General features: G+C 72.5%; 17 protein-coding genes and 1 pseudogene. 12 read left to right on the forward strand and 6 right to left on the reverse strand.

Annotated elements, in window-relative coordinates; genetic code table 11:
• Positions 1 to 99: 99 nt before the first annotated feature.
• Positions 100 to 2,343: a sulfatase gene (locus Pla133_RS03430; RefSeq protein WP_145062455.1), complete on the reverse strand. Its 2,244-nt coding sequence runs from the start codon at positions 2,341 to 2,343 to the stop codon at positions 100 to 102.
• A gap of 246 nt (positions 2,344 to 2,589) precedes the next feature.
• On the opposite strand from Pla133_RS03430, the gene Pla133_RS03435 reads away from it, so the two are divergent.
• The 10 genes from Pla133_RS03435 to Pla133_RS03475 are packed head-to-tail and all read left to right on the forward strand — an operon-like array spanning position 2,590 to position 12,372.
• Entirely contained in the window at positions 2,590 to 3,765 is a 1,176-nt protein-coding gene (locus Pla133_RS03435) for a 3-dehydroquinate synthase family protein (protein ID WP_145062457.1), read from the forward strand.
• The gene (locus tag Pla133_RS03440; protein ID WP_419192083.1) at positions 3,762 to 4,154 is read left to right on the forward strand and encodes a cupin domain-containing protein; all 393 of its coding nucleotides are present in this window, start codon (positions 3,762 to 3,764) and stop codon (positions 4,152 to 4,154) included. The genes Pla133_RS03435 and Pla133_RS03440 overlap by 4 nt, the downstream gene beginning before the upstream one ends.
• Positions 4,151 to 5,152: an ROK family protein gene (locus Pla133_RS03445; protein ID WP_145062459.1), complete on the forward strand. Its 1,002-nt coding sequence runs from the start codon at positions 4,151 to 4,153 to the stop codon at positions 5,150 to 5,152. The genes Pla133_RS03440 and Pla133_RS03445 overlap by 4 nt, the downstream gene beginning before the upstream one ends.
• A complete protein-coding gene (locus tag Pla133_RS03450) occupies positions 5,149 to 6,393 on the forward strand; it encodes a DegT/DnrJ/EryC1/StrS family aminotransferase (RefSeq protein WP_419192084.1) in 1,245 nt (414 codons plus the stop codon). The genes Pla133_RS03445 and Pla133_RS03450 overlap by 4 nt, the downstream gene beginning before the upstream one ends.
• Positions 6,365 to 7,693, forward strand: coding sequence for a family 4 glycosyl hydrolase (locus Pla133_RS03455; RefSeq protein WP_145062461.1), 1,329 nt, complete (start codon positions 6,365 to 6,367; stop codon positions 7,691 to 7,693). The genes Pla133_RS03450 and Pla133_RS03455 overlap by 29 nt, the downstream gene beginning before the upstream one ends.
• Positions 7,690 to 8,652, forward strand: a complete 963-nt coding sequence (locus tag Pla133_RS03460) for a radical SAM/SPASM domain-containing protein (RefSeq protein WP_145062463.1) — start codon at positions 7,690 to 7,692, stop codon at positions 8,650 to 8,652. Before Pla133_RS03455 ends, Pla133_RS03460 begins: the two co-directional genes overlap by 4 nt.
• A gap of 9 nt (positions 8,653 to 8,661) precedes the next feature.
• Positions 8,662 to 9,624 carry a sugar phosphate isomerase/epimerase family protein gene (locus Pla133_RS03465; RefSeq protein WP_145062465.1) on the forward strand — a complete coding sequence of 321 codons (963 nt, stop codon included), beginning with the start codon at positions 8,662 to 8,664 and terminating at the stop codon, positions 9,622 to 9,624.
• The gene (locus Pla133_RS25875; protein ID WP_419192085.1) at positions 9,621 to 10,265 is read left to right on the forward strand and encodes a hypothetical protein; all 645 of its coding nucleotides are present in this window, start codon (positions 9,621 to 9,623) and stop codon (positions 10,263 to 10,265) included. Before Pla133_RS03465 ends, Pla133_RS25875 begins: the two co-directional genes overlap by 4 nt.
• Positions 10,262 to 11,512: a nucleoside/nucleotide kinase family protein gene (locus Pla133_RS03470; RefSeq protein ID WP_419192086.1), complete on the forward strand. Its 1,251-nt coding sequence runs from the start codon at positions 10,262 to 10,264 to the stop codon at positions 11,510 to 11,512. The genes Pla133_RS25875 and Pla133_RS03470 overlap by 4 nt, the downstream gene beginning before the upstream one ends.
• Positions 11,509 to 12,372, forward strand: coding sequence for an NUDIX domain-containing protein (locus tag Pla133_RS03475; RefSeq protein WP_145062468.1), 864 nt, complete (start codon positions 11,509 to 11,511; stop codon positions 12,370 to 12,372). Before Pla133_RS03470 ends, Pla133_RS03475 begins: the two co-directional genes overlap by 4 nt.
• A 76-nt stretch (positions 12,373 to 12,448) precedes the next feature.
• Here the strand turns inward: Pla133_RS03475 and Pla133_RS03480 are convergent, their stop codons facing one another.
• Positions 12,449 to 13,705 (reverse strand): glycosyltransferase, encoded by a 1,257-nt coding sequence (locus Pla133_RS03480; RefSeq protein WP_145062470.1) that lies wholly within the window; start codon positions 13,703 to 13,705, stop codon positions 12,449 to 12,451.
• A 54-nt stretch (positions 13,706 to 13,759) separates the two neighbouring features.
• Positions 13,760 to 14,044: pseudogene (locus Pla133_RS25880) on the reverse strand (ArsC family (seleno)protein); the annotation flags it as partial.
• Between the two features lie 196 nt (positions 14,045 to 14,240).
• Here Pla133_RS25880 and Pla133_RS03485 point away from each other — a divergent pair.
• Positions 14,241 to 16,220 carry a carboxypeptidase-like regulatory domain-containing protein gene (locus tag Pla133_RS03485; RefSeq protein ID WP_145062472.1) on the forward strand — a complete coding sequence of 660 codons (1,980 nt, stop codon included), beginning with the start codon at positions 14,241 to 14,243 and terminating at the stop codon, positions 16,218 to 16,220.
• A 408-nt stretch (positions 16,221 to 16,628) separates the two neighbouring features.
• On the forward strand, positions 16,629 to 18,236 hold the full coding sequence (locus Pla133_RS03490) for an Ig-like domain-containing protein (RefSeq protein ID WP_145062474.1): 1,608 nt from the start codon (positions 16,629 to 16,631) through the stop codon (positions 18,234 to 18,236).
• A gap of 3 nt (positions 18,237 to 18,239) precedes the next feature.
• On the opposite strand, the gene Pla133_RS03495 is transcribed toward Pla133_RS03490, so the two are convergent.
• From Pla133_RS03495 to Pla133_RS03505, 3 genes are all read right to left on the reverse strand, one after another.
• Positions 18,240 to 19,391 (reverse strand): hypothetical protein, encoded by a 1,152-nt coding sequence (locus Pla133_RS03495; protein WP_145062477.1) that lies wholly within the window; start codon positions 19,389 to 19,391, stop codon positions 18,240 to 18,242.
• A 109-nt stretch (positions 19,392 to 19,500) separates the two neighbouring features.
• Complete coding sequence (locus tag Pla133_RS03500; RefSeq protein WP_145062480.1) at positions 19,501 to 20,658, reverse strand: alginate O-acetyltransferase AlgX-related protein; 1,158 nt, start codon at positions 20,656 to 20,658, stop codon at positions 19,501 to 19,503.
• Between the two features lie 124 nt (positions 20,659 to 20,782).
• Complete coding sequence (locus Pla133_RS03505) at positions 20,783 to 23,389, reverse strand: ATP-dependent Clp protease ATP-binding subunit (RefSeq protein WP_145062482.1); 2,607 nt, start codon at positions 23,387 to 23,389, stop codon at positions 20,783 to 20,785.
• Between the last annotated feature and the right edge of the window lie 124 nt (positions 23,390 to 23,513).

Consider the following 23,513-nt stretch of genomic DNA (forward strand, 5'->3'; position numbering starts at 1 on the left):
CGGGAAGAACCGGTGGAGCGCCCTGACGCTGTGGTGACCCAATCCGACCGCTGGAGCCCAGCGGCCACTCCCGCGGGAGGGCCTACCCCGCGTCCGGGCCTACTTCACGTAACCCAGCTCGCGCAGCTCGTCGAGGGTCGAGGCGTCGAAGCCGCCGATGTCGGTGGAGGTTGCCTCGCCGCTCATCTCGTAACGCAGCACGACTGCGCCCGGAGCCAGGTCCCGCGGGAGCCTGGCGTCCAGGGTCGCGCGCACGACTCCGTCGGCGGGCGTGTCCCATTGGAAGCCGATCGCGAGGGGATCGCAGGGCACCGCGTCGATGGCCAGGTCCTCGCGTGCAACGCGCTCGCCGTCCACGGACACCCGCCAGCGCAGGGCGCCGAGGTCGGGATCCCCGCGCAGCTCGATCGTGCCCTGGGTGGCGGCGTCCGAACGCAGCGCCGACGCGGGCCGCGAACGCGGCGGGGCCTTGGCCGGCGCGAACCCGCGGGCCTGCTCGTCGGCGTCCATCTCGATCGCCAGGCCGTAGCGGTCGACCTCGTGGGCGGCCTCCACTTCGATCGCCGTCGGTTCGTCGAAGGCATAGTGCAGTCGCACGGTCGACGGCTCGGGCCCGTGGGTCACGCGCACCGCGCGACCCGCCGCCGCCGGGCTCGCTTGACCCTCGGGCGCGAGTTCGAACACGGCGCAGCGGCCCAGCGGCGTGGCCCCCAGGGCCAGGCGCTCGAGCAGGGGACCGCCGCCACTCACGGCCACGCGCACCTGGGCGCCGGGCAGGGAACGCGTCAGCCGCAGGCCCAGCTCGACGCGCTCGTCCGCGACGGGCCCCGTCCAGGTGGCCTGTGTTCCATCGGACGAGCGCTGCCAGCCGTCTCCGTCGACGTCTTGGATCTCACCCGCGGTGAGGCGCACCTGCAGGGTCGCCTCGAAGGGCTCCGCGTCGGGCTCCAGGGTCCAACGTAGCCAGGCCTCGGGCCGAAAGGCCTCCAGGCTGCCGAGCAGGTCCGCCAGCTCCGCTGCCTCCAGCCGGCCCGCCACGTCGCGGGTCTCGCGCCGATCCTCGCGCCAGCGGTAGACCTCGGCGGCCGTCTCCGGCGTGGGCTGGATCAACTTCAGCTCGCGCGTCTTGACCGCCTTCTCGAGCTGGTCGGAGGACTCGCTGAAGACGCGCTCGTGTACCTCCTCGCGCTCGCCGCGCAGGAGCGGCACCAGGCTCACTCCGTCCACCGGCGGGTCGGACTCGAGCCCGAGCAGCTCGAGGATCGTCGGCAGCACGTCGATGTTCTGGGACAGGCCGGCGATCCGCCGGGCCTCGCGCTGGCGCGGCAGCTTGACGACGAGCGGCGTGCCGACCACCCCCTCGTACAGCCGTTCGTGGCTGAAGCGGATGCTGCGCCGGCCCAAGTCGTCGCCTTCCATGTTCTCGCCGTGGTCGGCCAGGAAGATCACCAGCGCGTCGTCGAACAGGTCGCGCCGTTGCAGCTCAGCCAGCAGCCGTCCGACCTCGCGGCTCATGTCGCGGATCTCCTCGTCGTAGCGCGCGCGGCCCAGGGCCAGGGAACCGAGCTTCTGTTCGCGCTGGTTGTCGAACAGCCGCTCACCGCGCTTGGGCAGCACACCCCGCAGCTGGCCCTCGAGCCGCTCCATGCCGACAGCCCTGAGGTGATCGCCCAGGAAGCGATCCAGGTCCTGGGGCGGCGGGTCGTAGGGCGTGTGCGGATCGAAGTAGTGGGCCAGGAGCAGCAGCGGCGAGTCCGGCGCCCGCTCCTGCCAGGTGTCGAGCAGCCCGATCGCCTTGTCGGTGACGAAGCGCGCATCGCCCAGCTCGATCTTCTCCAGGTAGGAGCGGTCCTGGGGCAGGGTCAGGTAGCTCTCGAACCCGCGGTCGAAGGCGCTGCCGCCGGGCCGCACGCTCCACAGGGGGTGGCTCCAGACCGAGTGGGCGCTGTAGTCCAGCTCCTCCAACCGCTGGGCCACGTTGGCCAGGTAGCTGCGGTCGTCGAAGGTCCCCTCGAGGGGCACCGCGAAGTAGTTGCGGTGGGTCTGGGGGTAGACCCCGGTCAGGATCGAGAGGATCGACGGCGAGGTCGAGTTCGACTGGGTCGTGTGGTTCTCGAACAGCGTCGCCGTGGCCGCCAGGTCGTCGATCTCGGGGCTGGTGGGCAGGTCGTAGCCGTAGCAGCCCAGGTGGTCGGCGCGCAGGGTGTCGACCAGCACGATGACGATGTCGGGCGTGCCGGTCGCGGGCGGCTCGGAGCTGCCGCAGCCGGTGGTCAACACGGCCGTCAGGCAGCCGAGCAGCAGGGCCACGGTGCCGCGCAGGGTCGGTTCGGAGCAGGGCATGGAGCCTCGTAGCGTAGGGGGCGGCCCTTCTGTCCGACAGCCTGGGGCGGCCTGGCGGGCCCCCGGGCGGCACTGGTCCGCGGCTCCGGCGCGGGCGACCCACGCGTTGTTACCTTCTCGTATTCGCCGCCCTCGACGCACCCGTGATCGCCCGGTTCCACCTAGGCTCGACCTTCGGGGACTTACTTCAAATCAACTTGCCAACGCCCCGACGACGCTCCGCTAGGGCCGAACCAGCGGAAAACGATGAGCACACTTGGAAGCGGATCGACCCCAATTTCTCCGACCCATCGGGCTGCCCTGGGCTTCACGGTCCAAGTGCCTCGCGAGGACAGCTACTCGGTGCTGCTCGAGGCCGGACTCGTGCATCGCACGGGCTCCGAACTAGCGCGGCGCTGTGATGCCCGCCGGCACGTGGTCCTGACCGACGAGCGCGTCGCGGACTTGCACCTTGAAGCCCTCCTGGCCGGCTACCGCCGGGCGGGTCTGTCCGAACCCGACCTCCTGACCGTAACTCCGGGGGAGGGCTCCAAGACCATCGCCGTCTTCGGCGACCTCCTGGAGCGCCTGGCGCGCATGGGCTTCGACCGGCGCGGCCTGTTGGTCTGCTTCGGCGGCGGGGTGATCAGCGATCTCGGCGGTTTCGTGGCCTCGGCCTACATGCGCGGCGTGCGCTACGCCAACGTCCCCACGACCTTGATCGGGCAGCTCGACGCTTCCGTCGGCGGCAAGGTCGCGGTGGACTCGCCCCAGGCCAAGAACCTCTACGGCGCCTTCCACCATCCGGTCGCCGTGCTGATCGATCCGCGCTTGCTCGCGACCCTGGGCCCGCGCGACTTCCGCTCGGGAATCGCGGAGGCGATCAAGGTCGCCGTGATCGCGAGTCCGCAGCTCTTCGCGCGTCTGCAAGCTGGCGCCGACCGACTTCGAGCCGGCGACGTGGACGAATTGGCCGCCGTGGTCCACGAGGCGGCGCGCCTGAAGATGGAGCTGATCGCCCGCGACCCCTACGAGGCGGATCTGCGCCGTCCGCTCAACTTCGGCCACACCCTCGGACACCCGCTCGAGACCGATCGCGCCTACGTGGGCGTGCGCCACGGCGAGGCGGTCGCGGTGGGCATGGCGGTGGCGACGCAGTTGGCGCGCTCGCGCGGCACCATCGACGAGGATGACGCGAGCGCGATCCTCGACCTGCTGGCGGTCTACGGCCTGGACGACCCGGTGGGGCCGGTGGACGGACCCGGTGCGGTGGCGCGCCTGGCGGAGATCCGCATGATCCGCGGCGGGGCGCTCAACTTCGTGCTGCCGCGCAGGATCGGCGATGTCGAGATCGTAGCGGATCTGGACGAGGCCGAGCTGTTGGCCGCCTTCGAGCGGCGCGCGGCGGAGATCGTTCAGCCGGCGGTGGAGGCGCGCGCGTGAGCGGCGCCGTTGATGGGGATCGGGTCCGTCGCCGCGAGCTGGGCGAGCTCGAGCTCGAGCCGACCGTGGCCCACGGCGGGCAGGGCCGGATCCTGTTCAATCGCCTCTTCGGACCGGACGCCTTCGAGGGACCGATCCACTTCGTCGACTACGCCGTGCTGCCGCCGGGGAGCTCGATCGGTCTGCATCGCCACGGCCGCGACGAGGAGCTCTACCTGGTGCTCGAGGGGCGCGGCCGCATGACGCGCGACGGCGAGAGCTTCGCGGTCCGTGCGGGCAGCGTGGTCGTCAACCGCGCCGGCGGCGAGCACGGGCTGGTCAACGACTCCGACGCCGACCTGCGTCTGTTCGTGGTCGAGGTGGGCCTACCGGGCGAGGCCCCGGCGTGATCGACGGCGCAGAGCGAGCAGCGGGCTGCGCGATCGGCGTGGACCTCGGCGGCACCAAGATCGCCGCGGCGGTCTTCGACGCGGCGGGTCGCAGGCGGGCCGAGCGGCGCGTCGCGACGCCCGCGGGCCACGCTGTGGAGCCGGTGCTGCGCGCGACCGCCGATCTGGTCCTGGAGCTGTCGGCGCAGCACGGACCGGCGCGGGCGCTCGGCGTCGGCATCGCCGGTCTGGTCGACCACGAACGTGGCACGGTCGAGTCCTCGGTGATCCTGCCCCCCTGGCGAGGGGTGCACGCCGCGGCGGAGCTGGAGCGGCGCACGGGCCTGGCGACCTTCGTCGACAACGACGCCACGGCCGCCGGTTGGGGCGAGTACCTGGCCCTGGGTTCCCCGGATGACCTCGACCTGGCGCTGGTCACCGTGGGCACCGGCATCGGGGCGGCCCTGGTCCTGGGAGGGCGGATCCACCGCGGCGCTACCAACACCTCGGCCGAGCTGGGCAATACGACGATCGACTACGCCCAGGGTCGCGAGCACCCGAGCGGCAATCGCGGCGCGCTGAACACCCTCGCATCGGGCACGGCCATCGCCGCGGCTGCCCGCGAGGCCTGGGACCGCCACGGCTGGCCCGGGACTGTCCGGGCAGCATCTGCGTCGACGGAAGCTCGCGCCGTCGACCTGCACCAGGTCGCGGCCGCCGCGCGCGCCGGCGACCCCCACGCGCTCGCGGCCATCGAGCGGGGCGCGGTCGCCCTGGGCGCGGGGATCGCGAACCTGCTGCTCTTGATCAACCCGGGGCGCGTGTCGCTGATGGGCGGCGTGCTGGCCCTCGGCGAGGGTTGGCTCGAGCGCGTGCGCGCCGAGGCCCGTGCGCGCAGCTTCGGGCCCAACGCCCGTGCCGTGATCGAGCCGGCGGCAGCGGGCGACTGGGCCGGTGCGCGCGGAGCGGCGGCCCTGGCCCTCGAGCGCCTGGGCGCGCCGAGCGAGGTGCCGAGTTGACCGGCGCGGCGGGGGCGAACCCCGGCGGCTCCGCACCGGCGGGAGGGGTCGACTCGGGCGCGAACGCCGGGCGCGAAGCGAGCGTGGCGCCGGCGCGGGACGCCGCTCCCGTCGCGGACGCGCTGCCCACCGCGGACCCCGTGCCCTCCAAGGACTACGCGCGTCAGTACCGCGCCCTGGTCGCGGAGCTGCTGCCGGAACTCGAGCGCGTCCTGCTCGAAGAGGACCCTGTCCTGGGTCCCTCGGTCGCCGCCTTCGAGTCGGAGTTCGCGGTCTACGTCCGCGCCCGCCACGCCGTCGGCGTGAACTCCGGCACCGATGCCCTGGTCCTGGCCCTGCGCGGCCTCGGCGTGGGAGCGGGCGACGAGGTGATCACCGCAGCCAACACCTTCGTCGCGACCGTGCACGCGATCCGCCAGGTGGGGGCGCGGCCCGTGTTGGTCGACCCCGACCCGCGGACGATGCTGCTCGACGCGGACGCTGCCGCGGCGGCCATCGGACCGCACACCCGCGCTCTGCTGCCGGTGCACCTCTACGGACGCGCCTGCGACGGCCCCGCCTTCCGCGCCCTGGCCGCCGCCCGGGACCTGCACCTGATCGAGGACGTGGCCCAGGCGCACGGGGCCCGCTGCGCCGACGGCACCCCGGCCGGTTCCGGCGCCAGCGCGGGCTGCTTCAGCTTCCACCCTTCCAAGAACCTGGGTGCCTTCGGGGACGGCGGTTGCGTGACCACCGACTCGGCCGAGCTGACGGCGTCGTTGGAGCGCCTTCGCAACCTCGGCAAGCGCGGCAAGTACGAGGTGCACGACGTCGCGCCCAACTCGAAGCTCGACACCCTACAGGCGGCGATCCTGCGGGTGAAGCTGCGCCACCTGGAGGGCTGGATCGAGCGTCGCGGCGACCATGCGGCGCGCTACGCCGAGGCCCTGGCGGACATCGACGAGCTGACCCTGCCAGAGCCTGGTCCCGGTCGCCACGCCTGGCACCTCTACGTGGTCCGCACGCCGCGCCGGGACGAGTTGCGCTCCTGGCTGGCGTCGCGAGGCGTGAAGGCCGGCCTGCACTACCCGATCCCGCCGCACCTGCAGCCGGCCCACGCGGACCTCGGCTACGCTCGCGGCGCCTTGCCCGTGGCCGAGGCCCTCGCGGACCAGGTCCTTTCTCTCCCCGTTTCCCACGAACTCGAGGGACGCGAGATCCAGCGCGTCTGCGATGCCCTACGCCAATTCCACGCACTCTGAACGACGGCGCATCGCGGTGCTCGGCGGCTCGAGTGCCTTCACGCCGCAGCTCGCCGAGGCCCTCGGCCAGCGCGCCGCACACCTGCCGCGGCTCGAGCTGGTGCTGCTCGGCCGTCGCGCGCGGGCGACCGCGGCCACGGCGCGCTTCTGCGACCTCGTGGCCCGCGCGGCCGGGGCCGACCACGTCTATGCGGCCACCACCGACCCGGACCAGGCCCTGGATCGCGCCGACCTGGTCCTGATGGGCGTGCGCGTCGGCGGCTTCGCCGGGCGCGAGGAGGACGAGCGCATCGGCCACGACCTGGACCTGCCGGGTGACGAGACCATCGGCCCCGGCGGACTGGCCGCCGCCGTGCGCAGCCTGCCGGTGGTGCTGGACCTGGCGCGGCGCGCGGCGCGCCTGTCGCCCGGTGCGCCGACGATCTGCCTGTCGAATCCGCTCGGAATCCTCGTCGCAGCCCTCGAGCAGGAGCCGGGCGTGCGCGCCCTGGGCCTGTGCGAGCTGCCGGAGGCGACCCTGCGCTCGGCCTGCGAGGTCGCGGGGCTGGACGCGCTCGAGGTGGACGCGGACTACATCGGCCTCAACCACCAGGGCGCGTTCACCGCCGTGCGCGACGGGACGGGGCGCGATCGGCTGCCCGAGCTGTTGGCCGCGATCGCGGCCCTTCCCGATGCCCGTGAGTTCGGGGTCGAGCCGGCGGCCATGGCGCGGCGCGAAGACCTGCCGCTCTCGTACCTGCGGCTCTACGAGCACCGGGCGCGCGAGCTCGAACGTCAACGAACCCGCGGCCGGTCGCGCGGGGCCGAGCTGGCCGCCATCGCCGGCGAGCTGCACGCCCACTTCGCCACGGCCCAGGACGCGCGCCTGCCCGAGCCCCTGCTGAGTCGCCAGATGCCCTGGAACGAGCTGGCGGTGGTGCCGGCCCTGGAGTCGCTGTTCGACGGCCGACCGCGGCGCCTGGCGATCACCTGCGCCAACCGCGGGTTCCTGCCCGGCATCGACGACGGAGCGCCGGTGGAGAAGTGGGGCCTGCAAGTGCCCTTCGGCGCGCCGCCGCCGAGTCCGGTCATCGAGGGTCCGGCCGCCGCCAGGGCCCTGGCGTTCGCGGAGTTGTTGGCGGGTTTCGAGCGCGCCGCCCTGGCCGCCGCCCGCGCGCCCAGCGCCGGGGCGATCGAGGCCGCCCTGGCCGCGCACCCCTGGGGCATCCCCCAGGATTCGCGGCGTACCCTCGCCGCGCGCATCGCCGATTCGGTGCGCCCGAGTGATTCAGCCGTCACGATCGCGGAGGCGAGCCGGTGAGGGCCATCGACCGCCTGACCGAGGGCGACCGAGAGCGCGACCTGTTGCAGCGCCTGCGCACCGGCCGCGTCGCCGCGGTCGACGTCGAGCGCGAGTGCCTGCCCTTCTTCACCAAGCTCCAGGTCCAGACCGCGACCCACTGCAACGCGGCCTGCAGTACCTGCCCCCATCCGCAGGTCACCCGCGCGCTCTCCTCGGGGCAGATGACCGAGGACCTCTACGAGCGCATCCTCCGCCAGCTCCCCGGTCGCGGCGTCGAGCGCATCAGCCCCTTCCTGATGAACGAGCCGCTGGTCGACAAGCGCCTGCCGCGGCTCGTCCGGCGCACGCGCGAGGTGGTACCCGAGGCCGAGGTCACGATCATCACCAACGGTCAACTGCTCGACGCGCGGCGCGCCGTGGAGTTGGCCGAGGCCGGCATGGGCGAGATCACGGTGTCGGTCAACGGCTTCGAGCGCGGGGCCTACGGCGCGGTCATGGTCGGGCTCGACTTCGACGCGGTGGTGGCCAACCTCGAGGCCCTCGGCCGGCTGCGCGCCGCCGGGGACCTCGGCTCCATGCGCGTGCAGGTCTCGGCCCTCGAGTTGGGCGACGCGGCGGAGCGCGCCGACGCCTTCGAGCAACGGGTCGGCCTGCCGGTGTTCCTGCGTCCCGTGTCGAACCGCGCCGGCGCCGTGGACGCCCAGGCCCTGCGCGCCGGTGGCTGCGCGCTGAGCGACCGTCCCGCCGTCTGCCAGCGGCCCTTCGTGAAGGCCTACGTGCTCTTCGACGGCCGCATGGTGCTCTGCAACTCCGACTGGTGGCGCGAGGAGATCATCGGCGACGTGGCGCAGCGCAGCCTCGAGGACCTGTGGCACGACGCGCGCCTGATGCAGATCCGGCGCAACCACATCGAAGGCCGGCTCCCGGCGGGATCGCCCTGCGCCCGTTGCGACTACCCTCGGTTGGCGATCGACTGACCGCCGCCCATGCGCCTCGCCTGCACTCCCCAGCCCTTCTACGACCGCTCGCTACCCGAGGGGCTGGCCGCGATCGCGGCCCTCGGCTTCGAGGGACTCGAACTGCCGGTGCACCGCGGCAACCCCTGGGTCGATCTCGACGCCCTGGCGACCGGCGGCGCGGCGGTCGACGAGCTGCGCGCGGCGCTGGAGCGCGCGGGGCTCGAGCTGACCTGCCTGTCGATCCACCAGGACGGCCAGCTCCTGCTCGGGCCGCACCACGGGGACACCGATCGCATCTGCGCCGGGAGTCCCGACGACAAGGTCGCCTTCGCGCGCGGTCGACTGGAAGCGGCCGGGCGCGCGGCAGCGGCCCTGGGCCTCGACCTGGTGATCGGCTTCGTCGGCTGCGAGGACTACACGCGCGCCTTCCCCTGGCCCGACCCCGGCGGTTGGGAGCGCATGCAGCCGGTGTTCCGCGAGCGCTTCGCGCCGGTGCTGGACCTCTACGGCGAGTTGGGCCTGCGCTTCGGCCAGGAGCCGCACCCCAAGCAGATCGTCTACAACCTCGAGACGGCGCACGAGGCGTTGGCGCTGTTCGAGGGCCACCAGGCCCTGGCCTTCAACTTGGACCCGGCCAACCTGCTGCTGGCGGGGATCGATCCTGTGGTCTTCGCCGCGGAGCTCCACGGGCGCGTGGCCCACGTGCACGCCAAGGACGGCGAGCTGGTCGAGCACAACGCGCGGCGCTCGGGCCTGATGGCCCACGGCGACTGGGCGCGGCCTGATAGGGGCTTTCGCTTCCGCGTGCCTGGCTGGGGCGACGTGCCGTGGAAGCGGCTGATCAGCGAGCTCACCCTGCGCGACTACCGCGGCTGGCTCACGGTCGAGAACGAGGACCCGATCTTCGCGCCCGAGGACGGCCTGACCAAGGCGCGCGAGTTCCTGGAGCCCCTCTTGCCGAAGGGCGAGCGCCGGGGGCGTTGGTGGTGAAGTCGGCGGTCGTGCTGCCGCCGGACATCCACGCGAGCCTGCCCTGGTACGCGGGGGATCGCGAGTTGGGGCTGTGGCGCGGGGCCCTCGCGCAGGAGGCCAACGTCTTCGACGCCGGGGCGCTCGGAGCGACGGCCACCGAGCTCGCCGACGAGGTCAAGGCGCGCGGGTTCCGCGTGGCGCGGTTGCCGGCGCTCGCGGGGCATGGGCGGTCGCGGGCGATCCTGTTGGCAGCGTTGGAAGCGGTGGATCTGACCGTCGAACCCCTGGCCAGCGCGCTGTTGCCTCCCGAGGCACGGATCCCGGCGGACGCCGACGGCGTGCGGATCCTGCCCCTGCGGCCCGAGGGTGGTTTTCTGGCTGAACTGCTGGCGGCCCCCGCCGGTTCCGTGCGCGCCCTGGGCGTCGAGTTGGCCGAGGAGCTGCCCACGCGCTCGCCCTTCCCGGCGAGCTTCGCTCCGGACGACGCGCACTGGATCGAGGGCCTCGAGCTCGCGCTGCAACGCCATTGCCCCCAGGGTTGGAGCGCCTGGCGCGCCGCGCGCCTCGAGCACCGCGCCCGAGCCAACGGGCTCCTGCGGGCCTTCGCAGGCGAGCTGTTGTTCGACATCAACCCGGGGCTGGTCGAGTTGATCCGTTGAGCGCGCCGCTCTTCGTCGTTCCGCCCACCGGGCCCCTGGGCTGGCTGTGGCCCCAGCTCGTCGAGCTCGAGGGGCCGGCGCCGGCGGGAGCCTTGGACCTGCGGCGGGAGCCGCTCGACGTCCGACAGCTCGTGCAGCGCGCGCGAGAGGTGGGCGCCGGGGGCATCGAACTCGCGGACTCGCCCCGAGCCGCTTGCTTGCGTGGGCTGTGTCTGCGCGCGCAGCTCGAGACCGACGGGCCGCGTTTGACCGTCGAGTTGGTCGAATCGCCGCACCGGCCCTACGAACAGGTGGTGCTCGAGCATGGCCGGCCGATCGACGCGGGCCCAGCGGGCTTCGTCGAGCTCGACGGTGCCCTCGTCGCGGCTGTGCGCGCGGACGCCGGCGCGCCGCCCGAGCGCCGTTGGTACACCGCGCGCCGCGCCTCCAAGGTGCCGAGTTCCTGGTGGGGCCTGCTGCCCGCCGGCGAGCTCGACGCGAAGGCGCGCGAGGCTTGGCACCGCCTGCTGGCGGCGCGCGCGCCCTCAGCGCGCCTCGCGGCCCTGGCCCAGGAGAACCTGGCCCTGGCCGGGATCGACGTCTACGCCGAGAGCCTCGAACGCGAGGTCGGCGCGATCGACCCCGCGCCGGACGCGCACACAGGCGCCCTGGTGATCGCGGTCTGCGGCGTCGACGGGGCCGGCAAGTCGAGCCACCTGGACGCGATCGAAGCGCGCCTGTCCGCGCGCGGGCTGCGCGTGGCGCGGCTCAAGATCTACCGCCACGGGGTCTTCCACCGCACCGTGACCGACCTCAACCGCGCCTGTGTCGGCGAGCGCGACCTGCACCGCTGGCCCCTGCAGCGAGTAGCCAAGTTGCACGACAGCCTCGAGTACCTCGAGCAAGCGGTGCGCCCGGCCATGGCGGACGCGGACGTGCTCCTGTTCGACCGCTACCTGCCGACCCACGAGGCCCTGGCCAGCGCGCGCTACGGCTGGGACCCCTGGTGCACCGAGGCGCTGTCCGGCTACCCACCGGCGGACCTGACGTTGTTCCTGGATCTGCCGACGCGGGTCGCCCTCGAGCGGCTCGGCGCGCGCGCGGCGCGCACGGTGGACGAGAATCCGCTCTTGATGGGATTGTTCGCGCAGGCCCTGCGAGAGCGCGCGGCAGTCGAGGGCTGGGTTACCGCGGACTCGCGGCAACCGTTCGAGCTCAACCGCGACCTGTTGGGGGCCGCCGTGGACAAGGCGGTGGACGGTCGATGACCTGGCGCCTGGTGATCGACCCGCGACCGCGGTCGGAGTTCCGCGACCTGATCGATCCCGCGGGGCCAGCTGTGGCAGGCTGGCGCCGTGTCGGCGCGCGGCTGCCCACCCACGTGCTGCTCGAGATGGTCGCCTTCGAGTTGGTGGAGCGCCGCCGCCAGGTGGCGGAGCGAGGCTTCGTCGAGCGGACTTGGCGCGTGCCCCTGTGGCCCAGTGCCGCGATCGAGGCTGCCTGGTACGACGTCGATCGCTGCGCCGACCTGCTCGAGCTGTTGCCGCGGGGGACGCGGGTCGAGGTCGTACCGTCGTCGGCGGAGACGGTGGACGCTGCGGGACGTGCCTGGTTCGGTCGTCGCCTGTTCGACGCGCAGCGGTACCTCCAGGCGCTCGGTCGACTCCCCGGCGAGGTCGGGGCCTGGCCACCCCCGACCCACGCCACCGTCGGCGGCTTCCTGCGCGACGGCGACCGCGTCCTCTTGGAACGCCGCCCCGACCACGCGAAGGTCTACCCGGGCCAATGGGACTGGCCCGGCGGCCATCCGGAGTCGAGCGAGGAGCCTGAAGCGACGCTGATTCGCGAGCTGGGCGAGGAGTTGGGCGTCGCTCCCACCGCGTTCCGTCTCACGGCGCGCATCGAGCACACCGACGCCGCCAGCGGCCGCGCCTACGAGCACTGGTGCTTCGAGGTCACGGCCTGGAGCGGCGAGGTTCGAGCGCGCGAGGGCCAGCGCGTCGAGTGGTTCACGATCGACGAGGCCTTGCGCCTGCCCGACCTCGGCCCCTGTGTCCCCGAGGCCCTCGCCCGGCTTGGCGTTCGTACGGTGCCAGGCACAAAGCCGCCGCCTAGTGGGAGCCGGTGATGCCGCCGGAGGCGGCATCACCGGCTCCCACTAGGCGGCGGCTTTGTGCCTGGCACCGTACGAACGCCAAGCCCCCTCAGTGGGGCGCCTGGCGGGCTCGGTCGTAGATCGCGTCCAGGCGTCCCCTGTACTCGCGCAACTCGAGCAGCTCCCCCGGCTCGCCCGCGCGCAGGGTCAGGAGGCGCTCGGGGTGCTCCACGAACTCGGTCAGGTGCCGGCGCAGGTCCTCCACGTCGCCCACGCGGAAGGTCCGGCCGCGCCGTCCGATGCGCTCGCGCGGCGCGCCGCGGTCGGGCACCAGCACCGGCAGACCCAGGCGCAGGGCTTCGTCCGTCGTGTAGCCGTGGGTCTCGAGGAACAGCGAGGGGTGCACCGCCAGGTCGCAGTGGGCCAGCCGCCTCGCCAGGTCGTCGGGGGCGTAGGGGCCGTGGAAGGTCAGCGGCACCTGGCCGGCGGCGGCCTCGACCTCGGCGCGGTAGGCGGCATCGATGATCCCGCCGTGGTGGTGCAGCTCGATCGAGTCGGGCGGCAGTGTCGTCGCCGCCTCCACCAAGAGGTGCAGCCCCTTGCCGCGCACCAAGCCGCCCCAGGTGGCCACGTGCAGCGGCAGGTCGGGCAGGCGCAGCTCGAGGGGACCGCGGGTCGGCGCGGGGGCCGCCGGGAACCCGATCGGCTCGAGGGTCAGGCCGGCCAGGAGCGGCACCCGGCGCAGGTATTGGCTCTGGCTGTGGGACAGGGGCAGGATCGCTGCCGCGGCGGTCAGCTCGTCGCGAAAGGCCGCGCTCCGCGTTGCGAAGGGGCCGGCGACCGCGTCGGGGCGAAGGCCCCCGCTGTGCGCGAGGCACTCCACGCAGGTCTGGGGGGTCACGTCCTCGGCGCACAGCACACGTTCGTCCCGCAGCCGAAAGAACAGCGGGCAGATCGTGAACAGGTCGTGCAGGCTCACGACCACCGGAATCCCGCGCGCCGCGGCCAGCCGCACCGGCCCCGGACCGGTGATCGCGAAGTGGTGCACGTGGAGCAGATCCGGCCGCTCCGCGTCGAGGATGCGCTCGAAACGCGCGAGGTTCGCCGACGCGCCGCCCGCAGCGAAGCGCTCGATCTCCGTCTCGGTCGGCAGGCGTAGCACGGTCACGCCGCCGGCCTGCTCACGCTCCGGCCGCAGATCCCTGTTGCCGTCCCAACGCCCGCTCAGTCGCTCGGCGTTGCTGCCGGCCACGACGCTCACCTCGTGCGCCGCTGCTTGGGCCGCAGCGAGGTGCTCCAAGTGAGCCTCGATCCCGCCCCGGGTCTCGGGCGGGAAGGAGTGGATGAGGTGCAGGAGGCGCGCCACGCCGCGATGCTAGCGTGACGTGCTGCTCGAGGCCCGATGCGGGCACCGCTTCGCTCAGAAGTGGGCGTCGTAGCCCTCGGGGCTGAAGCCCACGAGGAAGGTCTTGCCCTTCTTGACCGTCGGCGCTCGCAGGTTGCCGGTCGGACCCAGGACGTGGTCCGCGAGGCGATCCGCGTCCTTCGCCGGGTCGAGCACCTCGAGCTTCTTGCCCTTCATGGCGACGACCTTCGACGCGCCCTTGAACAGCTCGGGGAGGTCCGCGGCGCCGTAGCGCTGCTTGCTGGCATTGACCGTCTCACGGACGGTGGCGCCGACCGACTCGATGTACGAGTCGGAGCGCGTGCAGCTCGTTCAGCCCTTGCGGTGGTAGTACCAGTCGATGCGCTTGGCCATGGGACGGGTCGGGGTCAGGGGTCGCGGGAAAAGTTCGGCGGCGAGCGCCGCGCGAGGGGTGCAACCTAGGGCGCGGGGGGCGGCTGTTCCACCGCTGGATCCCGACAGGCGCGGGGTCGGCGGTCGAGGCTAGGCTCGGGTCATGGGGGAGCGGCGCAGCAACGGACGGGAGCGTGGGCGGCGGACCGTCCTGGCCCGGGCCCTGGGCCTGGCAGCAGTGGCGCTGGTGGTGTTCTGGAGCGGCCATTGGGCGGCACCCGGCGGCGGTCAAGACGCGGGCGCGACCACGGCCGGCCTGCCGTCGGTGGAGCGGGGCGGGTCGACGCGACTCGACCGCGCCTCCGCGGTCCCCGTCGTCGCCGAGCCGGCGGCCCCGTTCTCGACGGGCGCAGCCCCTCGGCGGGTCGCGGTACAGGCTGCCCTGTTGGTGCGGGTCGTCGATTCCGACGGGCTGCCCGTCGAGGCCGCTGTCGTGGAGCTGGGCGCCTCGGGGCCCTTGGCCTCGACCGACCGCTCGGGCGAGGCGGGCTTCGACGCCAAAGACCTGGTCCGCGCGCCGCGCGACGCGCGCGATGGTCTGCCTCTGGTCACGGCCCGGATGGAGGGCTACGGCGAGGCGGTCACTCACCTCGCGACCGGGATGCGAACCCTCGAGCTGGTGCTCGAGGCACCATGGCAGGCCCAGTTGGATGTGCGAACCGAGGCCGGCGATCCGGTGGAAGCGGCGTCGATCCGCTGGCGTGGCGTGCACTTCGATTCCGGGAAGTCGCCCTGGAGCCGACCGACCGTCACTGCGACCGCAGCCGGGACGTTCCTGATCGAACCCCTGAACGGACAGCTCGGCCAGGTGCTGGTGGAGTCGACCGACTTCGGGTCCGCCCTCGCCATGGTCGCCGCCGCGCGCCGGTCGGATTCCGACGCGCCGCGCCCGTGCAGAGTCGTGCTCGCAGGCCCGCTCACGATCGACGTCCGGGTCGTCGACGACCTGGGTCGACCCGTGGAGGGAGCGCGGGTGTGGCAGTGGATCGCCGGCATCTCGGACGCGGAGGACTCCGCCGGCCTCGAGCGGATCACCGATGCCGCCGGCCGCGCACGCATCCCCCAGGCCCGCGGCCCGGTCCCGACCGGGATCAGCCGGCTCCACGCCGACTGTGCCGGCCACCGACCGACACAGGTCTACCTGTCCGAGGACGCGACCGAGCAGGGCCCCGTCACGATCACCCTCGAGCGCGCCGCGCGCCTGTCGGTCCACATGGTCGACGAGCGCGGCCGCGGCGTGCCGGGCATCGCGTTCTTGCAACGGCTCGAGACCCAAGGCCTGCGGATGCGCTTGTCCGGCGGCGCGGTGGGGGACGTGATCGAGCTCGACGCCGAGGGGCGCGGCGTGTTCGAGCGCGCGCCGACCTACCAGCCCATCGGTCTGCGCGTCGGCACCGCGTTCGCGTCGCAGCAGTACGGTCACATCCCCTGGGCGCAGGAGCTGCGCGCGCTCGAACCCGGAGAGGAGCGCGAGCAGACGGTCGTCCTCGCGGGCCACACCCGCCTCGAGCTGAGCCTCTCCGACGGTCGCGGCGAGTTCCTCGCGGGTCAGCTCCTGCTGACGCTCTTGTCCGCCGAGGGCGAGCCCGCCGGGCGCTACGACTCCTGGCGCGTGGACGTCAGCGACCTCGAGCCGACCCCGGTCTGGCTCCTCCCCGGTCGCTACGAGGTCTCGATCTGGCCCCGCGGCTGGGGGCAGTCGTTTCGCCGGGAGCTGGAGGTCGAAGGCGCGGACCAGCAGCAGGCCTTCGTCGTCGAGTCCGCCGGCGAGCTGACCGGGCGCCTGGTCGACCCTGAGGGTCGCCCCCACCAGGGCCAACGCATCTCGGCGAGTATCGGCGCGCAGATCGTGGCGACGGTCGCCAGTGACGAGTCAGGACGCTTCCGCGTTCGGGGCCTGGAGGGCGGCATCCAGTACCTGACCACCCTGGGATGCAGGTGGACCCTCGTCCGTAGCGGCGCCGAGGTCGTGCAAGCGAGGGGACCCGGATTCGACAACGGCCCCGGTTTCCACCCGGACCCCGATGCGATCCCCGGCGGAGTCACCGGGGACATTGGTGAAGTCGTGGGAAGTCGAGACTGAGTATCGCGTCACGCTGCGATCGACCGAGACACGGGCCCACCTCGCTGGTCCGAAAGGTGTCGCCGCAGATTCACGGCGCTGATCGCCCGCGCCGTCCGATGACCAGGCTAGGTTCGTTCCGTGGGCACCAGTGGCGAGAGCAAGGCTCCGATGCGATGGATGTTGGCCGGGTGTTCCCTCGCTGGCGTGTTGCTCCTCGCACTCGGCGGAGGGTGGATCGGGGGCGTGTCGGACCTCACACCGCCCGCGACCGAAGACCGGACCGCGGTCGTCCTTCCCGAGTCCACCAGCTCCGATCCAACGCCTCCGGGTGTGCCGATCTCGTCGCCCCGCGGCCCCGGCGGCGGCGCCCGGACTTCCGCGGAAACAGGTCGGCGCCCAACAGAACTCCCGGGCCTCGAGGTTCTCGTGCGGCGCCCGGACGGAAGCAGCGCTGCCGGGGCCGAGGTGCGTCTCGCCGGCGTGTCCGCGTGGAGCGCAATCGCCGACGGCGGTGGCCGGGTGCAGTTCGCGGCCGCGACCGTGGACGCGGCCCGGCGCCATTCGGATCCGCCGCTGGTGGTCGCCACCCTGCGCGGCTTCGGAGAACGAGGCCGCTACTTGGCCGAAGGCGTCGCTCGAATCGAGCTGACCCTCGACGACCCCTGGTCCGCGTGCATCGCCGTGGTGTCGGCATCCGGAGCGCCGGTGGACGAAGTCGACCTTCGTTGGCACAGCGCGACTTCCCAAGGTCCATGGGTGGGCGTGGAGCGGTCGCGCCTGGGCCCCGGTCAGTTCCTGCTCGAGAACTTGGAAGCCGAGCGCGGCATCTTGATGGTCGAGGCTCCCGGGCGGCAGGCGGCCGTCGTCGAGCTGGTGGCGGCGAGGGTCGCGGATTCCCGCGCGCTGCCCGTCGATCGGATCGTCCTCGGCTCGGGTGGGCCGGTGACCGTCGAGGTGGTCGACGATCTGGGCCAGCCGCTCGCAGGAGCTCAGCTCACCCAGACGATCCACACGCCGTCGGAGGCCGCCGGTGCACTCAGCGCCCACCTGGAGTACATCACCGACGAGGCCGGCCGGGCGCAGGTCGAAGCCGTGCCCGCGTCGAACGGATCGGGGGGCTCGCTGATCGCCGTACGCTGCGAGGGACACCGCGAAGCAATCGTGATCGTCGACCGGTCGCAGTTCGACGCTGGTCGGATCGTCGTCGAGCTGGAGCGTGCCGCACGCCTGCGCGTGCGAGTCGTGGACGCCGAAGGTCGCGGGGTGAGCGGCTTTGCGGTCCTGTCGGAGTTCAACGACCATGACTCGCGCGCGCGCCGCGCGGGGGTCATCTTCGGTGACCTGGTCGGGGTGGACGACGGCGGATACGGCGTCTTCGAGAGGGCGCCCGCCCGGCAGCGGCTGGAGCTGCGGGTCTTGTCCTCGGGCCATGTCGGGCTCGATGAACCCGACTTGTGGTCGCGTGAGATCCGGCGGCTGGAGCCGGGCCGAGAGCGCGAGGAGATCGTCGTGCTCGAGGATCGCTTGCGCGTCGACGTCGACCTGCGGGGCGGGGACGGTCGCCCGATCGCGGGGGTGGTCACCCTCACGCCCGCCTGGGCGGTCGACCGCCGGCAGGCCTCGCGGGAGCGGCAGTCAGTCAGGGTCGAAGCGGGCCGCAGCGCGTGCCTTTGCGTGCGTACGGGGAGCTATGTGGTTCGCATCGCCCCGCACAACTGGATCGATGGCGTCGAGCAGGCAGTCGAGATCGAGAGCGACACCCGCAGCCTCGAGCTGGTGGTCGAATCCCTTGAAGAGGTCGCCGGGCGTTTGGTGGACGCCCTCGGCCAGCCCCTCGCGGGTGAACGCATCGGGCTGTCGGTGAAGCACAGGCTGCCTGTCTTCGCAGCCACCGACGAGATCGGCCGCTTTCGCTTCCGGGGAGTCCTCACCGCGCCCTCGGCGCTCGTGTTCGAGGGGCCCGGGGGGGCGCAGCTCTCGACCGCGCTCGACGGAGCGATCGGCGAGCTCGGTGACGTCGTGTGGCCGCGCTGAGGCTCAGTCTTCGAAGGCCTGCGCGTAGGGATCGGCCGCGCCGTCTCGGCTGTCCCGGTGTCCGCCTATGGCGAGCTGCAGCATCCCGGCGATCAGCACCTCCCCGTCGGGATTGGGGTGGTTCTGGCGCAGGTGACCGGCGGGCCAGAAGAACGCGCTCGGGGGCGCTCCCGCCGCGCGGGCGGCGTCGAACAGGCGGCGCGAGTCGAGGTAGGCGATGCCGCGCAGCTCGAGGCGCTCGAGCAAGTCGCGCTCGATCGCTGAGGGCGGCTGGGCGAGGGTCTTCGGCCCATTGAAGAGGACCAGCGCGAACTCGCCGCCGGCAGCCTCGGCGTCGTCGCGGGCGGCTGCGATCAGCTCGAGGTTGAGGTCGAGCAGTTCGCGCTCGCGGTCGGTCGGGTCGAGGTCGCGGGCCTGGATCGGTGCGCCGAAGGGCGATGCGGGACCGGCCAGCCAAGCCAGGAGGTAGCTGGCGATACCCACCGGTTCGCGCTCGGCCACCTCGGCCAGGGTGCCGGGCTCGAAGGGCCGTTGCACCAGGTCGCCGTCTCCGTTCAAGGCAAAGCTCGGCTTCGCCCCCTCGCGCACGGCCAGGGCCGCGCGGGGTAGGTCCGCGTCGATCACGACCGCCAGCAGCACCAGCGGGCGGCGCCCCTCGAAGCGCGGCAGGGTGCTGCGCGCGAGCAGCATCGACTGGCCCAGGCCGAAGCCGGAGACGCCGTAGGTCAGCAGGCCGTGGGTCGCGCCCAGCTCCGAGTCGTTGACGTACCCGGTGTAGTTGGGCGTCACGAAGGACGCGCCGAAGAAGAGCACCGGGCGGCGCTCGCCGAGCCTGTCCTCGAAGGCGTGGTGCAGCGCCTCGTTCAAGAGCTCGGCCGCCCGCCAACCGACCATGGGGTCCGGCTCCATGTGCTCGTCGATGCGCTCGACGAGCTGCGGCTCGAAGCGCCCGCGCAGCTTCCAGTAGGCCTCGTCCCGATCGGGGTGGGCGTAGAGCCCCGCGCGGCGCAGGCCCTGGCCGAGGGCCCGCGCGGCCGGATCCGCGCCGAAGAGCATCCAGCGCAGGCCCAGCTCCGCTACGAGAGGAATGGCGAGCAGGGAGGCGACCAACACCCACTGCCGTCCGCGGCGGCGCTTCGCGGTCGGGGCGACCATGAACCAAGGCTAGCCGGGGTCCGGGCCCGTGAGGCGGCCTGCGGGGGTCCGCGATGTTCGAGTAGCGCAAGGGACTCGGGGAGCCTACGGCCGATTCGCCGCCGGCGCTTCAGCGCGACGTCTCGGCCGGGTCCGTGGGTCCGACGGGGCTCCCGGCCCCCTCGCGCTTTGCGATCGCGCGGACCAGGAGCTGCGCGATCACCTCTCGACCGGCCTCGTTGGGGTGGTTGGCCTCGGGGTGATCCGGCGGGTGGAAGTAGTCGCCCAGGTCGTCGCCGGCCGCAACCAGCGCCTCGAATGCCGGCCGCGAGTCGATCACGTCGATGCCCGCGGTCTCGAGGTACTCGAGCACCGCGCGCTCGGTCGAGTCCGGCGGATAGCGCAGGGCGTCGGGCCCGTGGAACAGCACCACTGCGAAGTCCGCTCCGGCGTCACGCGCGGTGTCGCGCGCGCGGCCGAGCAGGGCCAGGTTGACCGCCAGGACCTGCTCGTGACGCTCGGCCCGCCGCCGCTCGGCGGACTGGCGCAGGGAGGGCAGGGGCGATTCGAGCCCGCTCAGCCAGGCCCACAAGTAGCTCGTGATCTCCACGGGCTCCCGCCCGACCGTCTCGCGCATGGTGCCGGGCGTGCAGGGCTCGATCGCCACGGTACCGTCGGTCTGGAGCGCGAAGCGCGGCTTCGGGCCCTCGCGCACGCCCATGTTCGCGCGCGGCAGGTCCGCATCGGTGACCACGCCGAACAGGACCATTGGATCGCCCCCCGCGAAGCGCGGCAGCGTCTCACGCTCGAGCAGCCAGGACTGGCCCAGGCCAAAGCCGCCCATGCCGTAGGTGAGCAGGCCGTGGCTCGCGCCCAGGGGCGAGTCGAGCAGGCGCAGGGTGTACTCCGCGTTGACGAAGGAGGCGCCGTAGAACAGCACCGCGCGCCGCGCGCCGAGCAGGGACTCCGCCTGGTGCTCGAAGGTGTCGCCGATCAGCACCGCGTTGCGCCAACCCAGCAGCGGATCCGGTCGCGTGTAGGTGTCGAACTGCTCGACCATCAGCGGCTCGAAGCGAGCGTGGAGCAGCCACCAGGCCTCGTCGTGGGAGAAGTCGGCGTAGAGGTCCGCGTGGCGAATCCCCGGTCCCAAACGGTTGGCGATCGGGTCGCTGCCGAACAGCATCCAGCGCAGGCCGGCTTCCGCGACGAAGGGGATCGACAGCAGCGCGAGGATCGACACCGCTAGGCGGCGCCGCTTGCTGATTCCTGTGACCCGGGGACTCGGCACGGGTCGAGTCTACTCCTCGCCCGCGATTCGGATCAGACCCCCGGTCGAGCACGAGCCGACCCATGGCGTCGGCTAGGCGGACGTCAGGTGCCAGGCACAAGACCGCCGCCTAACCGACCGCTCGCTACGACCTCGTGCTCGAGGTCGCGTGTGGCTCGCTCCCCGCGGACGCTGACGCGCCCTCGCCCGGCTCCTCCGCGGGCGCGCGGTGCACCCGCAGGGTGAAGACGCCGTCCACCAGGTCGACCTCGGCCCGGTCGCCCCGCCCCAGGTCGCCCTTGAGGATCGCGTCGGCCAGGAGGTTCTGGACGCGCTTCTGGATCACCCGCTTGAGCGGGCGCGCGCCGAACTCCTCGTCGAAGCCCTCGGTCGCGAGCTGGTCCTTGGCGGACAGGCTCACGTCGAGCTCGATCTCCTGCTCGGCCAGGTGACCACGCAGGCGCTGGAGTTGCACGTCGACGATGCCGTGCAGCTGCTCCATCTTCAGCGGCTGATAGGTCAGCACCTCGTCCAGGCGGTTCAGGAACTCGGGCCGGAAGAACTCACGCAGTTGGTCCTCGCGGCGCAGGTTGCTGGTCATCAACACCAACGTCTGGGTGAAGTCGACCACGTTGCCCTTGCCGTCGGTCAAGCGCCCGTCGTCGAGCAACTGCAGCAACACGTTGAACACGTCCGGGTGGGCCTTCTCGACCTCGTCGAGCAGGATCACCGCGTGGGGCTTGCGCCGCACGGCTTCGGTCAGGACCCCACCCTCGTCGTAGCCGACGTAGCCGGGGGGCGCGCCGATCAGGCGGCTGACGGCGTGCTTCTCCATGAACTCGCTCATGTCGACCCGAACCATGGCGTGCTCGTCGTCGAACAGGAAGTCGGCCAGGGCGCGGGCGGTCTCGGTCTTGCCAACGCCGGTTGGACCCAAGAGCAGGAACGAGCCCAGGGGGCGGTCGGTGTCCTGCAGGCCGGCGCGCGAGCGGCGCACGGCCTCGGCGATCGCCCGCAGGGGCTCCGGCTGACCGATCACCCGCTCCGCCAGGCGATCCTCCATGTGGACCAGGCGGTCGCGCTCGGTCTCCAGCAGGCGCTGGGCCGGGATGCCGGTCCAGCGCGCGATCACGCCGGCGATCATCTCGGCGTCGACTTCCTCAGGCAGCAGCGCGCCGTCGGCCTGGGCCTGGGTCAGCGCCTGCTCGTTGGCGGCGATGTTGCGTTCGGCCTCGGGCAGCTCGCTGTAGCGGATCTGACCGACGCGCTCGAACTGACCCTCGCGTTCGCCGCGCTCGGCCTCGGCGCGCAGGCTCTCGACCAGGGCCCGCCCGGCGCGGATCTTGGTGATCAGTTCCTTCTCGCGTTCCCAGCGGCCGCGCAGGGCCGAGACGCTCTCGCCGATCTCCGCCAGCTCGCCGGCGATGTCCTCGATGCGGCGGGCGTTGGAGCGGCTGGACTCGGACGACAGGGCCGTGCGCTCGATCTCCAGGGTGCGGCGCTTGCGCTCCAGCTCGTCCAGGGCCGGCGGCAGGGAGTCGATCGTCATCCGCAGCTGGGCCGCGGCCTCGTCGACGCAGTCGATGGCCTTGTCGGGCAGGAAGCGGGCGGTGATGTGCCGATCGGCCAGGCGCGCGGCGGAGACCAGGGCCTCGTCCAGGATGCGCACGCCGTAGTGCACCTCGTAGCGCTCCTTCAGCCCGCGCAGGATCGCGATCGAGTCCTCGACGGAGGGCTCGTCGACCAGCACGGGCAGGAAGCGGCGCTCGAGGGCCTTGTCCTTCTCGATGTGCTTTCGGTACTCGTCGAGGGTCGTTGCGCCGATGCAGTGCAGCTCGCCCCGAGCCAGCGCCGGCTTGAGCATGTTGGCCGCGTCGATCGCACCCTCCGCGCCGCCCGCTCCGATCAGCGTGTGCAGCTCGTCGATGAACAGCACGATGTCGCCGCCGGCCTCGCCGATCTCGTCCAGCACGGCCTTGAGGCGTTCCTCGAACTCGCCGCGGTACTTCGCACCGGCGAGCAGCGTGCCCATCTCGAGCGACATGATGGTCTTGTTCTTGAGCGTCTCGGGCACGTCGCCGGACACGATGCGGTTGGCGAGGCCCTCGACGATCGCCGTCTTGCCGACACCCGGATCGCCGATCAGCACGGGGTTGTTCTTGCGCCGGCGCGAGAGCACCTGGCACACGCGGCGGATCTCGACGTCGCGGCCAATGACGGGATCGAGCTTGCCTGCGCGGGCGTCCGCCGTGAGGTCGCGGGCGTACTTCTTGAGCGCCTCGAAGGTGGACTCCGGGTCGGGCGAGTCGACCTTGCGGTCACCGCGCACCTCCGCGAGCGCGGCCTCGAGCCGCGCCGGGGTCAGGTTGCGCGCCGCGAAGAGACCGGCGACCTCGGGCCCACCCTTGTGGGTCAGGGCCAGGAGCAGGTGCTCGGTGGAGACGTACTCGTCGCCCATCTTGCGGGCGTCGATCTGGGCCTGGTTGATCGTCTCGCCGAGGGCTTGGGACGGTGTGGTCTGTCCGCCGGACTGGGTCGGGAGCTTGGCGAGCCGGCCGCTCAGCTCGCGTCGCAGGGCCGAGAGCTCGACCCCGAGCTTCGACAGCAGCGCGGACATGACCCCCTCGGGCTGGTCCATCAACGCCGCCGCCAGGTGGGCGGGGACGACCTGGGGGTGTCCGGCCGCCTGGGCGGCCTGGGTGGCGGATTGAAGCGCTTCGACGGAACGGTTGGTGTAGGGCAGTTGTTGCATGGCGATCTCCGGGTCTCCTTTTGCAAGGGGCGTGCCGGACCATCGATGGGCGTCCACGGGCTCCAAGGAGGGATTCGGCAATCGGGCGGGCCACAATGGCGCGTCGAAATGGCAGTTGAGCGGG

The organism is Engelhardtia mirabilis (assembly GCF_007748095.1).
In the GTDB taxonomy this organism is placed as follows: domain Bacteria; phylum Planctomycetota; class UBA1135; order UBA1135.